The sequence below is a fragment of the Entomomonas sp. E7T21 genome (assembly GCF_058693955.1).
The window spans coordinates 772,022-792,012 of record NZ_CP191672.1 but is presented as its reverse complement, the minus strand read 5'-3'; the positions used below and the strand labels follow the sequence as shown (position 1 = coordinate 792,012).

At 37.1% G+C, this 19,991-nt stretch carries 19 protein-coding genes and 1 tRNA gene; 6 read left to right on the top strand and 14 right to left on the bottom strand.

The window, feature by feature from the left end:
* Positions 1-10: 10 nt before the first annotated feature.
* On the bottom strand, positions 11-451 hold the full coding sequence (locus ACQVD9_RS03830) for a universal stress protein (RefSeq protein WP_264747547.1): 441 nt from the start codon (positions 449-451) through the stop codon (positions 11-13).
* 315 nt (positions 452-766) lie between these two features.
* Here ACQVD9_RS03830 and zapE point away from each other — a divergent pair, with 315 nt between their 5' ends.
* Positions 767-1,786, top strand: a complete 1,020-nt coding sequence (gene zapE, locus ACQVD9_RS03825) for a cell division protein ZapE (protein WP_264747546.1) — start codon at positions 767-769, stop codon at positions 1,784-1,786.
* On the opposite strand, the gene thiL is transcribed toward zapE, so the two are convergent.
* The 5 genes from thiL to bamJ all read right to left on the bottom strand — a co-directional run bounded on the left by thiL (position 1,774) and on the right by bamJ (position 5,785).
* On the bottom strand, positions 1,774-2,718 hold the full coding sequence (thiL, locus tag ACQVD9_RS03820; RefSeq protein WP_264747545.1) for a thiamine-phosphate kinase: 945 nt from the start codon (positions 2,716-2,718) through the stop codon (positions 1,774-1,776). The genes zapE and thiL overlap by 13 nt on opposite strands.
* Positions 2,719-2,730: 12 nt before the next feature.
* On the bottom strand, positions 2,731-3,204 hold the full coding sequence (gene nusB, locus ACQVD9_RS03815) for a transcription antitermination factor NusB (protein ID WP_264747544.1): 474 nt from the start codon (positions 3,202-3,204) through the stop codon (positions 2,731-2,733).
* Entirely contained in the window at positions 3,201-3,677 is a 477-nt protein-coding gene (ribH, locus tag ACQVD9_RS03810) for a 6,7-dimethyl-8-ribityllumazine synthase (protein WP_264747543.1), read from the bottom strand. The genes nusB and ribH overlap by 4 nt, the downstream gene beginning before the upstream one ends.
* 87 nt (positions 3,678-3,764) lie before the next feature.
* Complete coding sequence (gene ribBA, locus ACQVD9_RS03805) at positions 3,765-4,856, bottom strand: bifunctional 3,4-dihydroxy-2-butanone-4-phosphate synthase/GTP cyclohydrolase II (protein WP_264747542.1); 1,092 nt, start codon at positions 4,854-4,856, stop codon at positions 3,765-3,767.
* A 116-nt stretch (positions 4,857-4,972) separates the two neighbouring features.
* A complete protein-coding gene (gene bamJ, locus ACQVD9_RS03800) occupies positions 4,973-5,785 on the bottom strand; it encodes a BamJ family beta-barrel-assembly machinery protein (protein ID WP_264747541.1) in 813 nt (270 codons plus the stop codon).
* Positions 5,786-6,162: 377 nt separating this feature from the next.
* Here bamJ and ACQVD9_RS03795 point away from each other — a divergent pair.
* Positions 6,163-6,250 (top strand) — tRNA-Leu (locus ACQVD9_RS03795).
* Between the two features lie 82 nt (positions 6,251-6,332).
* Here ACQVD9_RS03795 and ACQVD9_RS03790 read toward each other — a convergent pair.
* The 8 genes from ACQVD9_RS03790 to ACQVD9_RS03755 all read right to left on the bottom strand — a co-directional run bounded on the left by ACQVD9_RS03790 (position 6,333) and on the right by ACQVD9_RS03755 (position 15,928).
* Positions 6,333-6,863, bottom strand: a complete 531-nt coding sequence (locus tag ACQVD9_RS03790) for a hypothetical protein (protein ID WP_264747540.1) — start codon at positions 6,861-6,863, stop codon at positions 6,333-6,335.
* Between the two features lie 275 nt (positions 6,864-7,138).
* A complete protein-coding gene (locus tag ACQVD9_RS03785) occupies positions 7,139-8,467 on the bottom strand; it encodes an OprD family porin (RefSeq protein ID WP_264747539.1) in 1,329 nt (442 codons plus the stop codon).
* Positions 8,468-8,593: 126 nt separating this feature from the next.
* Positions 8,594-9,889: an MFS transporter gene (locus tag ACQVD9_RS03780; protein WP_264747538.1), complete on the bottom strand. Its 1,296-nt coding sequence runs from the start codon at positions 9,887-9,889 to the stop codon at positions 8,594-8,596.
* A 57-nt stretch (positions 9,890-9,946) separates the two neighbouring features.
* Positions 9,947-10,927: an NAD(P)H-dependent flavin oxidoreductase gene (locus ACQVD9_RS03775; RefSeq protein WP_264747537.1), complete on the bottom strand. Its 981-nt coding sequence runs from the start codon at positions 10,925-10,927 to the stop codon at positions 9,947-9,949.
* A gap of 91 nt (positions 10,928-11,018) precedes the next feature.
* The gene (locus ACQVD9_RS03770) at positions 11,019-12,257 is read right to left on the bottom strand and encodes a CaiB/BaiF CoA transferase family protein (RefSeq protein ID WP_264747536.1); all 1,239 of its coding nucleotides are present in this window, start codon (positions 12,255-12,257) and stop codon (positions 11,019-11,021) included.
* Positions 12,258-12,325: 68 nt separating this feature from the next.
* Positions 12,326-13,528 carry a 3-oxoadipyl-CoA thiolase gene (locus ACQVD9_RS03765; protein ID WP_264747535.1) on the bottom strand — a complete coding sequence of 401 codons (1,203 nt, stop codon included), beginning with the start codon at positions 13,526-13,528 and terminating at the stop codon, positions 12,326-12,328.
* Positions 13,529-13,603: 75 nt separating this feature from the next.
* A complete protein-coding gene (locus ACQVD9_RS03760; RefSeq protein ID WP_264747534.1) occupies positions 13,604-15,139 on the bottom strand; it encodes a 3-hydroxyacyl-CoA dehydrogenase in 1,536 nt (511 codons plus the stop codon).
* A 3-nt stretch (positions 15,140-15,142) separates the two neighbouring features.
* Positions 15,143-15,928 carry an enoyl-CoA hydratase gene (locus ACQVD9_RS03755; RefSeq protein ID WP_264747533.1) on the bottom strand — a complete coding sequence of 262 codons (786 nt, stop codon included), beginning with the start codon at positions 15,926-15,928 and terminating at the stop codon, positions 15,143-15,145.
* A 270-nt stretch (positions 15,929-16,198) separates the two neighbouring features.
* Here ACQVD9_RS03755 and ACQVD9_RS03750 point away from each other — a divergent pair, with 270 nt between their 5' ends.
* The 4 genes from ACQVD9_RS03750 to ACQVD9_RS03735 all read left to right on the top strand — a co-directional run bounded on the left by ACQVD9_RS03750 (position 16,199) and on the right by ACQVD9_RS03735 (position 19,942).
* Complete coding sequence (locus ACQVD9_RS03750) at positions 16,199-17,011, top strand: IclR family transcriptional regulator (RefSeq protein ID WP_264747845.1); 813 nt, start codon at positions 16,199-16,201, stop codon at positions 17,009-17,011.
* A gap of 27 nt (positions 17,012-17,038) precedes the next feature.
* Positions 17,039-18,202 (top strand): acyl-CoA dehydrogenase family protein, encoded by a 1,164-nt coding sequence (locus ACQVD9_RS03745; RefSeq protein WP_264747532.1) that lies wholly within the window; start codon positions 17,039-17,041, stop codon positions 18,200-18,202.
* A gap of 61 nt (positions 18,203-18,263) precedes the next feature.
* The gene (locus tag ACQVD9_RS03740; RefSeq protein ID WP_264747531.1) at positions 18,264-19,013 is read left to right on the top strand and encodes an electron transfer flavoprotein subunit beta/FixA family protein; all 750 of its coding nucleotides are present in this window, start codon (positions 18,264-18,266) and stop codon (positions 19,011-19,013) included.
* The gene (locus tag ACQVD9_RS03735) at positions 19,013-19,942 is read left to right on the top strand and encodes an electron transfer flavoprotein subunit alpha/FixB family protein (RefSeq protein WP_264747530.1); all 930 of its coding nucleotides are present in this window, start codon (positions 19,013-19,015) and stop codon (positions 19,940-19,942) included. Before ACQVD9_RS03740 ends, ACQVD9_RS03735 begins: the two co-directional genes overlap by 1 nt.
* The last annotated feature ends 49 nt before the right edge of the window (positions 19,943-19,991 follow it).

Here is a 19,991-nt window from a genome sequence, read left to right as displayed (position 1 = left end):
GATTATAAACTTAATCTAATTTACTTAAACTATCAACTAACACTGGACAATGTGCTTTTTTCACAACCTTTATAGTAATAGAAGGATCAAAGAAACGATTTAACTTTGATAAATGTCGATGTCCCATAAGAATAAGATCACAATTTATTTTTTTAGCGTATTTAATAATAACATCTGCAGTATCACCACCAACAATAATACCTTTTGCATCGATATCACCAGTAACTTTTAGATAACATAAAGCATCTTGCATTACTTGCTCACGACTCGTTGCAATATCTGCTTCTGTAAGATTTTCCATGTACTTAATATCTTTTAGCTTACCTGAAAAATTATTATCAACATAAATTACTTCTATATTTGTGTTCAGAACGCAAATACGCTTCGCTAAATCAAGCAAACGTGTTGTATATTCCCAACCATCAATGGCAATAAGCACGGATGAAAACATAAAACTTCCTTATCAATTTTTAAAAAATTACTTTTGAGAATAATAAACTTTTTTATAACATATTTTTTATATATTAGACAACACTATGAACTATAACAACATGATATTTCATATAAAAGTCATATTTAACAACTGCTATTAATAACAGCTAGTTATTTTTTATAACTTTCATTGACTATGAAAGTTGGCATATTATAAATAAATTTATTTAAAGCTAACTAACTATTCTTTAAAATAAACAACGAATTTGTTATTTTGTTTATAAGCCTTCTTTACTATAAAAATAAACTATTACTTTAATTGTAGCCTTTAATTATGATATTTTCACTAGAAAATTATTTTCAACAGCAAGCGCAACAACAACATTATATAATTGATGCTGTACAACAACAGGCTATTAAGCAATTATCTCATTTAAGTAGTTTACTCTGTTCAGGTAAAAAAATTAGCACACCCCCCAGTTACTATCTTTATGGACCTGTTGGCAGGGGCAAAAGTTGGTTACTCAATATCTTCTTTGAAGGTATTCCTATCGCAGAGAAAAAACGTTTTCATTTTCATAGTTTTTTTAGACAACTTCATCAAAAAATTTTCCAACACTCAACTCACAAAGACTCCCTTAATCAAGCATTAGATGAGTTATTGGAACATTGTAGATTGCTATGCTTTGATGAGTTTCATGTGCATGACATTGGTGATGCCATGCTAATTAGTAGGCTATTTAAAGCCTTATTTGAACGCAAAATAGCAGTGATTACTACCTCTAACTATTCGCCACGCGATCTATTACCCAATCCGCTATACCATGAGCGCTTTCTACCTGCTATAAAACTCATTGAAAAACATATGACGATTATTAATATTGCAGGTGAAACGGATTACCGTACATTACCCCAAGCAAAAAAACAGGGCTTTACTGCTGGCTACTATATTACCCCTGCATCAATTGAACAAAGACAACAATTATCTTTACCTCTATACAATGAACAGACTATATCTATACAAGTAGGTAATCGAGAGCTTTTTCCAGTCCATTATTCTGATAACTCTATTTTATTTAACTTTGAAGATATTTGTGAGTGCAATACAGCCAGTATGGATTATCTTATTCTATCTGAAACATTTGATACGTGGATAATAGATAACGTTCCTTTACTCAATAAAACGAGCATAGGCGCACAACAACGCTTTATTAATCTCATTGATATTTTATACGATCAAAATAAGTGCCTTTATCTCTTGGCATACCACCCACTAGAACAAACTTTAGCTAATGCAGCTATTGGTGATATGGTAAGAACACACAGTAGACTTAATCAACTTCAAAAGTGCTGATAGCCCTTTATCATAAAAGATAGTAGCTCTCCATTATTATCAATTACCTTAACACCTTGTCCTTGTCCTACTTTACCAATTACTTGTAAACTGGGGTACTGGCTTTGCAACTCTGCTATATAAGTACTTGGAATAGTAAAGGCTAATTGATAATCATCACCACCCGTTAAAGCTAATTGCTGGCATTGTTGTAAGGGATAATTGGCCTGTAAATTTGTACTTAAGCATAGCTTATCTAACTCAATAACCAATGCTACTTGAGAAGCCTTAGCAATATGCCCACAATCAGCTAACAACCCATCAGAAATATCTAAACAAGCAGTTGCTTTATCTCTCAACGCCATAGCAATTTCTAATTGAGGAATAGGAGACCAATATTGTTTTAAGAGGGGAGATGAATCATAAGGTTTATTTTCTAACACCATAGGCAAAGCCCCTGCAGCCTCACCTAAGTAATCTGTAATACATAACAGATCACCGACTTGTGCACCATCTCTGCGTAATGCTTTACCATCAGGAACTTCACCCAGCACTGTAATAGTTATTGCTAGTGGGCCTTTGGTAGTATCACCACCTATTAACTGTATAGCACACTCTTTAGCTTTTACAGATAAACCCTCTGCAAACGCTTGTAGCCAACTTTCATCAACCTTTGGTAAGGTTAAAGCTAAAGTAAAACCAATAGGTTTTGCTCCCATTGCAGCAAGATCGCTTACTGTAACAGCTAAAGCACGTTGCGCTATAAAGAAGGGATCACCATTTAATGGGAAATGCACATCAGAGACTAAGGTATCTGTAGAAATAGCTATTTCAGTTTGAGGGTTAGGTTTTAATAAAGCACAATCATCACCAATCCCTAAAGAAATAACATCGGTTAACGTAGCACAGGGAGCATTTTTGAAATAGTGTTGAATTAATTCAAACTCCCCCATGTGATATTTAACCTATTTTTTAGAACGAGTTTCGGCTTGGCGTAATTTAGGTGCTAAACGATCTAAAATACCATTAACAAACTTATGGCCATCTGTGGCACCAAAAGTTTTGGCTAACTCAACACCTTCGTTAATAACAACCCGATAAGGAACATCGATACGTTCTAATAATTCAAAGGTGGAAAGTCTAAGAATCGCTAGCTCGACAGGGTCTAACTCTTGAATGGGGCGATCTAATAAAGGTGTAAAAGCCTCATCAATCTCAGTTACTCGTGAGGGAACACCATGTAAAATCGCTTTAAAATAATCAGTATCTACTTTAGAAAAATCATTATCTACATAAAACTGGGCTTCAATTTCATTGATTACTTGCCCTGCCATATGCCATTGATAGAGCGCTTGCATGGCAAAACTACGCGCTCTACAACGTGCCGCAATTTTGCCACGTAATGGTTTATCTGCATTGGGTTTATCAGAACTACTCACTTCGCCTCCAACTGTCCCAATAGATTAACCATTTCTAAAGCTGATAAAGCCGCTTCTGAACCTTTATTACCTGCTTTAGTACCTGCTCTTTCAATTGCTTGTTCAATGGTATCTACAGTTAATACACCAAAAGAAACAGGCACATCATACTGTAATGAAACTTGGGCTAAGCCTTTAGTACACTCACCAGCTACATACTCAAAATGCGGCGTACCACCACGGATTACTGCACCTAAAGCAACAATAGCAGCAAACTCTTGACGTTGTGCTATTTTTTGACAAACTAAAGGAATTTCAAAAGCTCCTGGTGCACGGATAATAGTAATATCTTTTTCTTTTACACCATGGCGAGTTAAAGTATCCACTGCACCTTCTACTAAACTTTCAACTACAAAGCTATTAAAACGGCCTACAACAAGGGCAAAACGGCCTTTAGGTGTAGCAAATGTACCTTCAAGGGTATGTAATGTCATAATGAAATCCCATCATTTATAAAGAGCATATATTTAACTAAATTATTATAGCTAAATATTACTAAAAATACTTACATTATCTGCCAATTAAACAGGCGGAATATACTCTACCACTTCCAAACCAAAGCCTGATAACGCGTTAAAACGAGCAGGCGTACTCAATAAACGCATTTTACGCACACCTAAATCACGTAAAATTTGTGAACCACCACCTACTACACTATAGGTAGTTTGAGGATTTGCTGTAGCAGGTTCTAATTTTTCCTGTAGATTATCTAACAATGAGTGTCCATCTAAAGAGTTACCTAATAACAATACAATACCAGTCCCCTCTTCAACCACACGTTGCATAGCGCCACGCAGACTCCAACGCCCTGTCTGTGATACTTGTAATAAATCACGCAATGGATCCAGATTATGAACACGTACTAAAACAGGTTCTGACTCTTTAACTTCCCCATGAACTAAAGCTAAATGAATATAACCATCTACCTCATCACGATAAGAAATTAATTTAAAATCACCCACTTCAGTTACTAATGGTTGCTCTAGAACACGTTTAACTGTACGTTCATGAGTTAATCGATAGTGGATAAGATCTGCTATAGTACCAATCTTAATATTATGCTCTTCAGCAAACTTCTCTAATTCTGAACGACGTGCCATCGTGCCATCATCATTCATTACTTCACAAATAACTGCTGATTCATTAAAACCAGCCATTCGTGCTAAATCCGTAGCAGCTTCAGTATGCCCTGCTCTAGCTAAGACGCCACCAGGTTGAGAAATTAATGGAAAAATATGACCTGGACTTACAATATCCTCTGCTCTGGCATCTTCTGCACAAGCTGCTTGCACTGTTCTCGCTCTGTCTGCCGCAGAAATACCTGTAGTAACACCTGTTGCTGCTTCTATAGATATTGTGAATTTAGTACCAAATCCTGAACCATTACGTTGTACCATTAAGTTCAGACCTAAACGCTCACAACGGTCTTTACTCATTGGCATACAAATTAAGCCACGAGCATGCTTTGCCATAAAATTAATATGTTCTGCTTCAACACATTGAGCAGCGATAATTAAATCACCTTCATTCTCGCGCCCTTCATCATCCATTAAAATAACCATCTTACCTTGACGAATATCTTCTACTAATTCTTCTATTGTATTTAACGCCATTTCGTCTCCCATTTATTTTAATAAACTACTTACTACATACTCGCTTTACTTTAAACCAATAAAAAACCTCGTCAAAGACGAGGTTTCTATTTTAACGCTAGTTAACGCATTAGTAATTACTTTTTAGCAGATTCTTTACTGTCAGCTGTTTTTTTAGCGGTATCAGCTTTGTCATCTGGCTTTTTAATGTCTAATAGTTCAACATCAAAAATCAATACTGAATTAGGTGGAATTACTGGTGGAACACCATTTGCACCATAAGCTAATTCACTAGGAATATATAACTTAACTTTCTCACCTACTTGCATTAACTGTAATGCCTCAACCCAACCAGGAATTACAGTATTAACAGCAAACTCAACAGGCTCACCACGTTGAATGGAGCTATCAAATACCTTACCATCAACTAATTTACCTTCATAGTTTACCTTAACAATGTCTTTCTCACCTGGCTTAGCACCAGTACCTTTTTGTACTACTTCATACTGTAAACCTGACTTAGTAGTTATAACACCATCACGTTTAGCATTTCCTTCTAATAACGTTTTACCTTTTTCTTCATAGGCTTTTGATTCTTCAGCTGCAATCTTCTGAACCTCTGCTTCAAGCACAGTCATTGCTGTTTGCATTTGCTCTTTAGTTAATTTTGAATCTTTATCTGCTAAAGCATCATTCAAACCAGCTAAAATCTCATTAGTATCAAATGTTTTGATACGTGTTACTGATAAGTTTTTGCCAAATTGATAACCAATAGAATAAGAAACATCTTTCATCTCGTTAGATGATTGTGAACTTCCAGTTGACGCTGAAGAACCAACCCCAGCAGGCGCAGGTTTATCTGCCACTTTAGAAGTATCTGACTTTGAGTCACAAGCCGCTAATGAAAAAGCAAGTGTAGCTACCACAACAGCTAAATAATTTTTCTTCATACTATATCCTTTACAACCCCACCTAGGTTTAACTAAAAATCAAGATAATAAAAATTTATTAACTTATATACACATTAAACAATAATTGATTCTGCTTACAGAAAATAGTTCCAAAGTAAGCATTCTAAAATACACACCATAATAAATAATAAAGTAACTTTATTAAACTAGGAAATAAAACAAAATATTTCTTTTTATATATAGACTACTTAAAAACCGCTATTATGCCTATTACACAAAGCTCCCACAAAAACCAAAAAAAATAATTTAATTATTTATAAAATAACTATTGTCTTTTGTAAAAAATCCCCTATAATACCTCGCCCATACGGTAACTAACTTATTAAGTTACTTAGTATCTAGCATTAAGATTTAATGCCCGGGTGGTGAAATTGGTAGACACAAGGGACTTAAAATCCCTCGGGTGAATAACCCGTGCCGGTTCGACTCCGGCCCCGGGCACCATATACAAAGGCTAACAAATTAAATTTGTTAGCCTTTTTTATTTGCTTTAAATAAATACTCTTAAACCATTCAATATCATTACTTATTTAACTTTTAATTTAAGTAATTGCACTGCTAGACATTTAGTTGTTATACCTCTTGGTTTAATACTTTCCATTTCAGATGCATACGACATTTTAATGGCCAATAATTGATTTAATTTTTCTTCAAATATTGCTGTGATATGGCTTTGTATTTGTCTATATCTTTGTTTATAAAAAGAGGCCTGTTGTTTTTCTTCAAAATCAGAGATATGTCTTAATTTAAAATCTAAATAAATCTCTACTTGCTCATAACAATCAGTAAGTTGTTTTAATGTATTATTTTTTTCAACATAATGAATTAAAAACTGTTGTTCTTTTTCAAAATCTTCATCTGTGGAAGCTGCTTTATTTAAAAAATAACTAAGCTCTTTGGAATAATCCATTTTATTAAATAGAAGTTTTTGTTCTGAGGTTTCAGAGTAATTTTTCTTCTTGTAGACTCGATGTAATTTATAAACTTTATAGACAAAAAAACTTAATGAAATTAGTAAAATTGAAATTAATAAAATAATAAAAAAGTCGTCACTCATTGAACTACCTAAATACGATGAATACAGGTATATCTTAAGCTATTATTTTAACTATGAAAATTACTCTCTAGTTGATAAGATAGCAACTCAATACTTTCGTTTATTTAAAAATTTAGTTTATATTTTTCTATATCACTTACTAACCAACATAAGCAGCAATCACATTTATTAATTTTTAGAATACTAATATATACTAAAATTAATGTTACTAATTATTTACTAATCATAAAAAAGGGGATATTTTTTCGAATACCCCCATAATCTATATAAGATTATTATAAAAGTGGGACAGTATAATGGACATATAACCTTGTTTGATCTAGATGTCCCGCAACCTGGCTTCTAAACACAGCATCTCGCCATTCTAACGTTACACCTTTAAAGAACCCTTCTTGCATGGTATATGCAATACTAAAATCCCTTTCCCATTCCTTCAGACTACCTCGAGTAGACTTAATACCATGCCCTTTTGTAAAGTTAATATGGGTTCTTAATCCTGGCAATCCCCAATCTTTAAAGTTATAAGTATAGTGTGTAAACCAAGAACGTTCACCTGCTCTAGTAAAGTTACCTATAATACGTTGTGTAATCATTGGTGCACTGGTTCCACCTATATCGGGATAAGCAGAGGCTTGATCGATATAAGACGTATTGCTTCTGCCAGAAACGACCAAATAACCAACACCGATATCATGATTTTTAACTTGATAATTAATATAGGTTTGGTAGGTATTATTATTTACCTTACCTCTAGTCACACCATTGCCATAATAACCTGTAGCAGTATAACCTTGACTTCTACCCTTTGAGCTACCATTTTTACCATCACTACCACTATGCCAGTAATAAAGATTAACATTCAACTTACCAAGACCTATTTTAAATGAGTCATTTGCGCCTAAGAAATGTTGTTTATAAAAATCTTTTAAATTGCCATAGTAGTACTTAACAGTAGCAGTATCTGTTAATTTATACTCAACACCACCATAGTAGAACTTGTTAGTAGCCACACCTACTCCAGCACCTGTTGGCGCTAAACCTTGACGGTCAGTGGATGTTCTACCTCTAGCATGCTCCATCTTACCCAAAATAAGAGTAGTATTTTCAAACTCATTGGAGGTAATTTGTTGTCCAAAGAAGGTCTGAGGAACAAGACGCCCATCATTATGTCTTAGTACAGGGTTATAAGGTAAAAATCCACCAACTTCTAATTTTGTTTTAGACACTCTCATTTTAAAAGTCGGATCAAGTGTACTATAGGTGTTTTCTGCTTTTCCATTACGTTTAGTCGGGAACATTGTTCCTGGTACCCGGCTAACATCTCTAACATTTTTCTTAGTAGTACCACCTGAATCCAATCGAACTACAGTAGTACCAATTACATCCAAACCAAAACCTACTATTCCTTCTGTAAATCCAGATTTATATCTCAAGGTAAATGCTTGACCCCATTCAGGACCTGCATCACCCCTATGAGTATTACGATAGTCCTGTTCTACATACATATTTCTTAAATAAAGTTCTGCTGTACTATCTTTAAGAAACTCTGCCTGTACACAAGCTATTTCCCCAATAACTAAACTTAATAAAATTATTCTTTTCACGAGTGTCTACCCCTATAAGCATCACAAATTCTAATTTTTTTTATAAAATACTTTTCCATTGAAATATTAGGTTAAGTATCAAACACACTTAACCTAAGTTAATAACTTTAAATAATAGTTATTTGATTACTCCTTACTTGGATCATATAGACCTGATTTAATTAAGATTGCAGGCACTAATCCCATTAAACATAAAGCGATACCTACCCCTAAGAAACCAAACCCTATCGTAAAATGTTCTGCTAAGAAACCAATAGTAACAGGTGCCAAAATCCCTCCTATACGACCAGCATTATAAGCCCAACCCATTGCAAATCCACGTACTTTACCAGGGAAGCTTTCAGTCATATAAGTACCCATTACACTAATAGGTACGCCAAATAAGAAGCCAAAGCCGCACATTAACCAGATAATATTATCTTGTGTGTTGTACCATACGATTAATGGGATAAAAATTGCTGTACCGATAGAACCCAGTGCATAAACAGCCCTGCGACCTAGCTTATCGGCTAAAAATCCACCAAACACTTTACCTAACATCATGGCAATAAAGGTGCCAATCATATAGCCCGTCATGGATTTAAAGTTCACATGCAGCTCAGACTCCAGATAAGAAGGCATCCAATTCATTACACCATAGTAACTAAATTGGAAGAAGGTATTAACGAACATCCATGAGATAAAAACGAGTAGTACACCTTTGGTAGTAACCACTGTTTTTAATGAAGAGTCAGACTGAGTAACTGTTTTACCTTGAGCAACATCTATAGCATCAGTTGCTTGTTTATCAGTTTTTGCTTTTCTATTAGCAATCCATGATGGTGGCTCAGGTACAAGAAAAAACATAATAACGGATAAGAACACAGGAATAATAGCTGTGAAAAACAAATATCTCCAACCCCATTCTGGAATAATCCATTTTGCTAATAAGCTCGCTATAATATAGCCAATACTCCAACTAATAATTAGTGTAGCCATAATAGTTGAGCGATATTTTTTAGTTACATACTCAGACATCAGAATACTACAAGATAAATAAATCGCACCAATCCCAATAGCTGATAAAAATCTAATGGTGGCAAATTGAATATAGCTATGAGTAAATCCAAGTGCAGCCGTACCTACAGAAAAAATAATGATACAAACAACTATTGTTTTAACTCGACCAAAACGGTCACATGCCCAGCCCCCTGCAACACCACCAAAAAACATACCTAATAGTGTAAAGGTTCCTAACCATCCTTTTTGGGTTTGGGTTAAGCCAAACTCAGCTTGTAGACTATTTAAACTGTATGATAAAAACATCATATCTGCTGCATCAATCATCAATGCCAAAAAACAGAATACAAAAACATATACTTTTATTCGTGTAGGAATTAGACTTACTGGGTCTACTCCTTGATTTTGTGCTAAGGTTGTCATTGTTGTAATCCCTCAGTAATTTAATAAATTTATTTTTTTAAATTATAAAAAGTTAAGTTATTGAATAATTTTCTCTAAACGCTCCTTAATATTTACTACAGCTTCACTCACAATGTTTGTAATTAATTGTTCACAAGTTGGAATATCATGTATTAAGCCTTGAACCATACCAATTGACCAAACTCCTTTATCAGAATCACCTTCCTCATAAACAAGCTTGCCCCTTTGCCCAGAAACTAAATGTGCAACTTCTTCAAAAGCAATTTTTTTAGAAGCCTCTAACTGGCGAACTTCCTGACTAACAATATTACGAGCCACACGCGTAGTATTACGTAATGTTCGCAAAATCAAATCAGTATCTCTTTCCGTATTTTGTACAATAGTTTCTTTTATACGTTGATGTATTGGACTTTCTTGGGTACATAAAAAACGTGTTCCCATATTTATACCATCAGCCCCCAATGCCAAAGCAGCTACCAAACCTCGACCATCAGCGAAACCACCAGATGCCAAGATGGGTATTTGCAATTGATCAGCTGCTAAAGGTAATAATATTAAGCTGGGTATATCATCCTCACCGGGATGACCGGCACATTCAAAACCGTCAATGGAGATTGCATCAACCCCTAATTTCTCAGCTTTTAATGCGTGGCGTACTGCCGTACACTTATGAATTACTTTTATGTGATGTTGTTTAAAAGCTTCAATATGCTGTTGTGGATTATTACCAGCAGTTTCAACAATAGTAATACCTGCTTCTATAATAGCTGCCCTATATTCATCATAGGGAATAGGTCTAGCTGCAGGTAACAACGTTAAATTAACTGCAAAGGGTTTATCAGTCATTTCGCGGCAACGCTGAATTTCTTTATATAAAGCATCTGCATTAGGATGTGTTAAAGCTGACAATGTGCCAAGCCCACCTGCATTAGCAACAGCTGCCACTAACTCTGCTGTAGCTGCCCACTGCATTCCTCCTTGCATAATGGGATGCTCAACCCCAAATACTTGAGTAAAACGTGTTTCTAACTTATTCATACATTAACTCTATATAAAATAGGCATCCTTATCCTTGATACCCTAAGAGCTCTAGTAACTGTAAATGCTACTAGAGTTTCCCTTATTTAAATTAATCTTTTTTTAGACCAATAATGCCTTTTTCTTTAAGTTCAGCAATACGATCATCAGCAAGATTTAAATATTGTTTTAATACTTCTTCTGTATGTTGACCTAATAAAGGTGGCACCATTTTATACTCAATAGGTGTGCCAGACATTTTAATAGGACATCCCACCATTTTTAGTTTCTTATTAAATGGGTGTTCCATTTCAATCACTAAGTCACGTTCTTTAGTCTGAGGTTCATTAAGTGCTTGTTCAATATTATTAATAGGACCAACAGGTACTTTTGCAGCATTAATAATAGCAACCCACTCATCAGTTGTTTTGGTTAGGAAATGCTTAGCAAAAATATCATCAATTAACTCATCACGATTAATAATACGCTGAGCATTGGTAGTGAACTTTGGATTATTTGCTAACTCTGGTAAACCAATTGCCTTACAAAGTGCTGCAAACTGAGTATCATTACCACAAGCAATAATAAACTCTCTATCTTTCGATTTAAATACTTGGTATGGCACAATATTAGCTGAAGCATTACCAAAACTTCTGGGTATTACACCAGAGGAAAAATAATTCATCTCTTGATTAGCCAATAATGCAATCATCGTATCAAACAGCGCCATATCAATATATTGGCCTTTACCTGTTTGCATACGACTTAATAATGCGGCTTGAATAGCAACTGCTGAATAAAGTCCTGTAGCGAAATCAGCTAAAGCAATACCTGATTTTTGTGGCCCACCTCCTGGCAAGTCTGCACGTTCGCCAGTAATAGTCATAAAGCCACAAGCACCTTGAATCATAAAATCATAACCTGGCTCAGTAGCACGTGTACCATACTGACCAAAACCAGTAATAGAACAATACACTAAACCTGGATTAATTTTAGATAACGTCTCATAATCTAAACCATATTTCTTTAGATCACCTTGCTTATAATTCTCAATAAGTACATCAACATCTGCGGCTAACTCTCTAATTAATTCTTGTCCTTCAGGAGAAGCAATGTTGATAGCTACTGACTTCTTACCACGATTAGTAGATAAGAAGTAAGCAGACTCAGACGTTCTATTACCCTCATCATCAGGTAAAAATGGAGGCCCCCATCCACGAGTATCATCACCACGACCAGGGCGCTCGATTTTAATAACCTCAGCACCTAAATCAGATAAAGTTTGGCTACACCAGGGTCCAGCCAATACTCTACTCATATCAAGAACACGAATATGCGATAGTGCTCCCATAATTTACCTCTCAAATGAATTGTTGTTATTTTTAATAAAAGTAATGCTTATTAGTTTTTTATTAAATATTAAACTCGCTCAATAACCATAGCCAAACCTTGACCTACACCAATACATAAACTAATTACTGCATAACGTTGACCAGTACGCTGTAACTGTCTTGCTACTGTTAATGCTAAACGTGCTCCAGATGCACCCAGTGGGTGACCTAAGGCAATAGCTCCACCATTTGGATTAACACGTGAATCATCTAAAGCTACACCTAGTCCTTTTAAGCAAGATAATACTTGGGTAGCGAATGCTTCGTTAATTTCAATAATGTCCATGTCATTTAATGTTAAACCAGCGCGTGCTACTGCCTTTTTAACCGCTTCTACTGGACCAACTCCCATAATACGGGGTTCTACTCCAGCTGCCGCCGCTGATAAGATACGGGCTATTGGTTTTACACCACGTTGTTCACCCATTTCTTGGCTACCAATCAATAAGGCCGCTGCTCCATCATTAACACCAGACGCATTACCTGCGGTCACTACGCCACCTTCAAATAATGATCTTAGTTTTGATAAGGATTCAAAGTCAGAGCTAGGACGTGGATGTTCGTCTTCAGTGACAATCTTTGGTGGTGTTTTTTTACCAGTAGATACTTCTACAGGACAGATTTCGTCTTTAAAGAAACCAGCTTGACGTGCTGCTTCATATTTAGCTTGTGATGCAGCCGCAAATTTGTCAGCTTCTTCGCGGCTGATACCAAATTCTTTGGCTACGTTATCTCCTGTTTCGGGCATACTGTCATTGCCATACTTAGCCACTAAACGAGGATTAGGGAAACGTGAACCAATGGTTGTATCATAGATAACCGCAGCACGACTATAAGCTGATTCTGATTTAGGAATCACAAAGGGAGCACGTGACATGCTTTCAACACCACCTGCTAAGTATAAAGCACCTTCGTTACAAGTAATCGCACGAGCGGCATCAATAATTGCTGCTAGACCACTGGCACAAAGACGGTTAACTGTTTGACCAGGAACGGTATAAGGTAAACCTGCTACTAATAATGCATTACGTGCAACGTTACGAGAATCTTCACCAGCTTGGTTGGTAGAACCTAAAATAACATCTTCAATATCTTCTGCATTAAATTTACTTCTTTCGATAAGTTGTTGCATAACGCCTGCAACGAGATCATCGGGACGGATGGAAGATAATACACCTGCATGGCGTCCAAATGGTGTACGTAGTCCCTCATAAATATAAGCATTGAGCATTATTCTTCTCCTAATTTTTTATTTGTAATGATGGAGTGAGTAAAAAATATTACCCACTCACTATTATTTATTGTATTAATGGTTTATTGGTGTTTCTTCATGGCAAACGGCAATGCCTAATAGTGCTCTGCGACGTAGCCAAGGGCTTGGGCGATAACGAGGATCACCTGTTGCAGCATTAATTCGCTCTAAAATAGTAAGTACACGCTTAGCACCTAAAATATCACCCCATGCTAAAGGTCCGTTTGGATAACCAAGACCTAAACGCACAGCTAAATCAATATCTTTCACACTAGCAATTTGTTGTTGTGCAATATCACAGGCTAAGTTAACAATACCTGCTAAAATACGTTGTACGATAAAACCGTTGCTATCATGAATCACTGTTACACTCACTTCATCTTTAGCAAATAAAGCATGCGCTGCATCACGCACTTCACTCTTAGTAACAGGTGTTACCATTAAAGTACGATGTTTATCAACATTACACAGTAAATCAATACATACCGTACGCTCTGGATCTACGTTATAACGCAATGAGGCTGTAGTTGCATCGTCACCCCATGGTGCTAATAAACAAATTGCATTAGCAGAAGGTTGCGCTCCATTTTCTACTGTACCGCCTAATTTATTAATTAAGCCAGTTAACTGAGCACGGTCTTCGTCATTTTCTGCACCTAGCCAAACAGCTGGAATAGTTTGTACTGATGGTACAGGTTGTGGTTGTGCTGGATTTACCATAGCACCTTTTTCATAACGATAAAAACCTTCTCCCACTTTACGACCTAATAAACCAGCCACTAACATTTGACGAGTTAATGGATGTGGGCGATAACGTGGTTCTTGGTAGAATTGGTTATAGATAGACTCCATGGCAGGATGTGATACATCAAGTGCGGTTAAATCTAATAACTCAAAAGGTCCCATACGGAAACCTGCACCTTCACGTAATACACGATCGATATCACCAATGGTGGCAACACCTTCACCTAAGATTTTTAATGCCTCTGTACCATAAGCACGACCTGCATGGTTAACGATAAATCCTGGAGTATCCTTAGCACGAACACCTGTATGGCCCATTTTTACTGCAAGATCTTGTAATGTGTCACAAACAGTTAAATCTGTTTTGATACCAGGAATAACTTCCACCACTTTCATTAATGGCACAGGATTAAAGAAATGGAAACCAGCTACACGCTCAGGATTTTTCAAACCAGCAGCAATAGCACTCACTGAAAGCGAAGAAGTATTACTTGCAATAATCGCCTCTGGACGCACAATACCTTCTAATTGTTGTAATAGGTTGCGTTTAACATCTAAATTTTCAACAATAGCTTCAACGACTAAATCACAAGGTGCAAGCTCTTCAACTTTGTTAATTACAATTAAACAATCAATAGTTTGTTGTGCAGCTACTTCTGTAATTTTTCCTTTTTCAACAAGCTTATTAAGAGTCTTAATCAAACCTTCTTTAGCTGTTTGAGCAGCACCTTCACGCGCATCAAATAAAAGAACTTCAATATCTGCTTGGGCAGCAATTTGAGCGATACCAGCTCCCATAACACCTGTGCCGATAATACCCATTTTTGTTATAGTTTGAATAGCCACTATTTATTCTCCTTTGTAGTTTGGTGCACGTTTTTCAACAAATGCATTAGCACCTTCTTTTTGATCTTGAGAGTTAAAAAGAATCTGGAATGCTTTACGTTCTAACATAAGCGCTGCATCTAAAGGTAAATCCATTCCTGCTAAAACAACTTCTTTAATTTGGGCAATAGCGATTGGTGGCATTTTGGCAATTTCTTTCGCCATTTCAATCGCACGTGGGATAGTTTGGTCATTGCTTACCATCTCACTAACTAAACCCATACTTAACGCTTCAGGAGCTTTAACCATACAGCCAGTGAGAATCATACGCATTGCTTGGAACTTACCAATGGCACGAATTAATCGTTGAGTACCACCAGCACCTGGCATAACACCTACTTTAACTTCAGGCTGACCAAAACGTGCAGATTCGCCTGCAATAATAATGTCAGCATGCATAGCTAATTCACAGCCACCACCCAATGCATAGCCATTTACAGCTGCAATAACAGGTTTTGGACAGTTAGCAATAGCTTGCCAATAATATTCTGTATGACGACTATACATAGCAATTGTCGTAGCAGTAGTCATATCTTTAATATCTGCACCAGCAGCAAATACTTCTTCCCCACCAGTTAAAACAATAGCTCTAACTTCAGCATTGTTGCTAAGATCAAGGAAAACATCAGCTAATTGCTTTCTCACATCATTACTAAGTGCATTTTTAGCTTGTGGACGGTTCAGGCGAACAAGAGCAACTTGTTCAGCAGGATATTCAACTAATACTAGCGGTTCTGACACTGCTTCCATATTTACAACTCCACTCAATTTATTTATTTTGTTATGCGAAATATGATTTTGTTTTCAATTTTATTCTATCTCAGGAAAACTAATGAGTAAATGAAATTACTGTACTTTATTTATATGATATTGAATAATAAGAGAATATAGGATTTTTATAAGACTTATACATATCAAAATATTTCACAATACGAAATATAGTTTTGTTTCTATTGATTTTTATTAAAGAGTCAGTTTATCATGCAAGACTATAAAAACAAAAACGGGAGTAACAAGCCAATGCAGTTAGATAGTAACAACCACCGTTTACTAGATCCAATGAATAATGCTGATGAAGAAATTAAAGATCGTCAGTTTGTTACTGCACTAGCTAGAGGACTTGAGCTATTAAGGTGTTTTGGTCCTAAAGAAACTGCTTTAGGCAATCAAGAACTCGCCCATAAAACGGGGCTACCAAAACCAACTGTTTCACGCTTAACTCATACCTTAACCCGTTTAGGCTATCTTAAAAAATTACCAAATACTAGTAAATATCAACTCGATGTAGGTGTATTAGCCTTTGGTTATAGATTACTCAATAACCTATCTATTAAAAGTGTCGCCAGACCCTTAATGGAAGATATGGCTAAATATGCTAAGGCAGCTGTTGCTATGGCAGCAAGAGACAGACTACAAATGGTTTACTTAGATGTGGTACATGGTGAAGCTAATTTGACCATGCGCCGTCAAGTTGGTAGCTATTTACCTATCCATGCCAGTTCTGTAGGTCGTGCTTGTTTAGCAGCAATGCCTGAAAGCGAGCGAGATTTTATCCTAAATCATCTACGAACACGCAATAAAGAAGAATGGCCTGCTATCCAAAAAGGATTAGACCAAGCTTTTAAAGAATATAAGGATCATGGCTATTGTCTTTCATTAGGTGATTGGCATCGTGAAGTTAACTCAGTAGCTGTGCCAATGATTGATAATAATGAACTCATTGTATTTAATTGCGGCGGCCCAAGTTTTCATTTACCTAAAGAAAAGATAGAAACGGATATCGGACCACGTTTAATCAATATGGTTAGTAATATACAAGGCACCATACAATAATAACAAACCAAGTATTAGGAGAAAATAATGATTAGAGATCAAGAAACCCTCAATATCCTGTTAGACTCTATTAATAATTTTGTTAAAAATGAGCTACAGCCTATTGAAGAAGAAGTAGCAGATAATGATGAAATCCCCGAAACAGTCATCCAAAAAATGCGTGAGCTAGGGCTATTTGGCTTTGCTCTACCCGAACAATATGGTGGCTTTGGTGTAACTATGGAAGAAGAAGTGCAAATAGCCTTTGCTTTAGGGCACACTTCTCCTGCATTCCGCTCATTAGTAGGAACCAATAATGGCATTGGTGCACAAGGTATCTTAATTGATGGTACAGAAGAACAAAAAGAAAAATATTTACCAAAATTAGCATCAGGTGAAATTATTGGCTCGTTCTGTCTTACTGAACCTGACTCAGGTTCAGACGCTGCTTCATTAAAGACTACCGCTATTAAAGATGGCGATTATTATATTCTTAATGGTACTAAACGCTTTATTACCAATGCGCCTCATGCTGGCATCTATACAGTAATGGCTCGTACCAACTCTGAAATCAAAGGAGCTGGTGGCATTTCAGCTTTTATTGTAGAAAGAGGTACGCCAGGACTCACTATTGGCAAACCTGATAAAAAAATGGGCCAACAAGGAGCTCATACTGCAGATGTTATCTTTGAAAATTGCCGTGTACCCGCCTCACAGCTTATTGGTGGTGTAGAAGGTATTGGCTTTAAAACAGCGATGAAAGTATTAGATAAAGGTCGCTTACATATTGCCGCTACTTGTGTTGGTGTAACTGAAAGAATTCTTAAAGAAGCATTACGCTACGCAATGGAAAGAAAACAATTTGGTAGACGTATTGCTGACTTTCAAATGATTCAAACACTACTTGCCGAAAGTAAAGCAGAAGCTTATGCCGCTAAATGTATGGTAATAGATGCTGCACGCAAAAAAGATGAAGGTAAAAATGTAATTACTGAAGCCTCTTGTGCCAAAATGTTTGCCTCAGAAGTCTGTGGCAAAGTAGCAGATCGCGCAGTACAAATTTTTGGTGGTGCTGGTTACATTAAAGATTATGGTATTGAACGTTTTTATCGTGACGTGCGGTTATTTCGCATTTACGAAGGAACGACCCAGATTCAACAAATTGTTATTGCCAGAAATATGGTAAAAGAAGCAGAAAACGAAGGTTTTTAAAAGATATACCAAACCTTGTTTTTAATATTTTCACCCACAGAAGAAGAGAAAGAGGACACCCATGAAGGTTCTTGTAGCAGTTAAACGAGTGGTTGACTACAACGTAAAAGTCCGTGTTAAAGCAGACAATACGGGAGTTGACCTAGCTAATGTCAAAATGTCAATGAACCCCTTTTGCGAAATTGCGGTAGAAGAAGCAATTCGCTTAAAAGAAAAAGGCATAGCCACCGAAGTAGTTGCCGTATCAGTAGGCCCAGTAGCGGCACAAGAACAACTTCGTACCGCCTTAGCATTAGGCGTTGATCGCGCTATCCTCGTAGAAGCCGAAGACAACCTAAGCTCCCTCAACGTAGCCAAAGTACTAAAAGCAGTAGTCGACAAAGAACAACCACAACTCATTATCCTAGGTAAACAAGCCATCGATACCGACAACAACCAAACAGGCCAAATGTTAGCCGCCCTAGGTAATTACTCACAAGGTACCTTTGCCTCCAAACTAGAAGTAGCGGGCGACAAAATCAACCTTACTCGCGAAATTGATGGTGGACTACAAACCGTAGCACTAACCCTACCAGCCGTAGTAACAACCGACCTACGTCTTAACGAACCACGCTATGCTTCACTCCCTAACATCATGAAAGCCAAGAAAAAGCCATTAGAAACTACCAACCCTGCTGACCTAGGCATTACCGTCAACAACACCGTAACCACCCTAAAAGTAGAAGCCCCTGCTGCCCGTAAAGCAGGTATCAAAGTAAGTTCAGTAGCAGAACTCGTAGACAAACTAAAGAACGAAGCGAAGGTGATCTAATGACAATCCTTGTTATAGCAGAACACAACAACACAACATTAAATACCGCCACCCTCAACACCGTAGCGGCAGCCCAAGCAATTGGTGGAGACATCCACATCCTCGTCGCAGGCCAACATGCCCAAACAGTAGCTGACGCGGCGGCAAAAGTACCAGGCATAAGCAAAGTCTTACTAGCAGACAATGCAGCCTATGCCCACATGCTACCTGAAAACGTAGCCAAACTTATTCTAGGCCTAGCCAACAACTACAGCCACATCCTAGCGCCAGCCACAACCGATGGTAAAAACTACCTACCACGCGTAGCAGCCCTACTCGATGTAGACCAAATCTCAGAAATCATCGCCGTACAAAGCCCAGACACCTTCAAACGCCCCATCTACGCAGGCAATGCTATTGCCACCGTACAAACAAGCGCCAACATCAAAGTCATCACTGTGCGTACCACAGGTTTTGATGCAGTAGCGGCTGAAGGTGGTAATGCGACCATTGAAGCGATTAGCGAAGCAACCGACGCAGGCGTATCCAGCTTTATCAACGAAGAACTAGCCAAATCAGACCGTCCAGAACTAACCGCAGCCAAAGTAATTGTATCAGGTGGTCGTGGCCTACAAAATGGCGACAACTTCCAACTACTTTACGCCCTAGCAGACAAACTAGGCGCAGCGGTAGGTGCATCACGAGCAGCGGTAGATGCTGGCTATGTACCTAACGACCTCCAAGTAGGCCAGACAGGTAAAATCGTAGCTCCAGAACTCTACATAGCGGTAGGTATTTCAGGCGCTATCCAACATCTAGCGGGCATGAAAGACTCCAAAGTTATTGTAGCGATCAACAAAGACGAAGAAGCCCCTATCTTCCAAGTAGCGGATTATGGTTTAGTGGGTGACTTATTTGAGTTAGTGCCTGAGTTAACTAATGCACTATAAGTAGCTAACTCTACTTATAGTTTCAACATATCAATACAATCACTCTGTT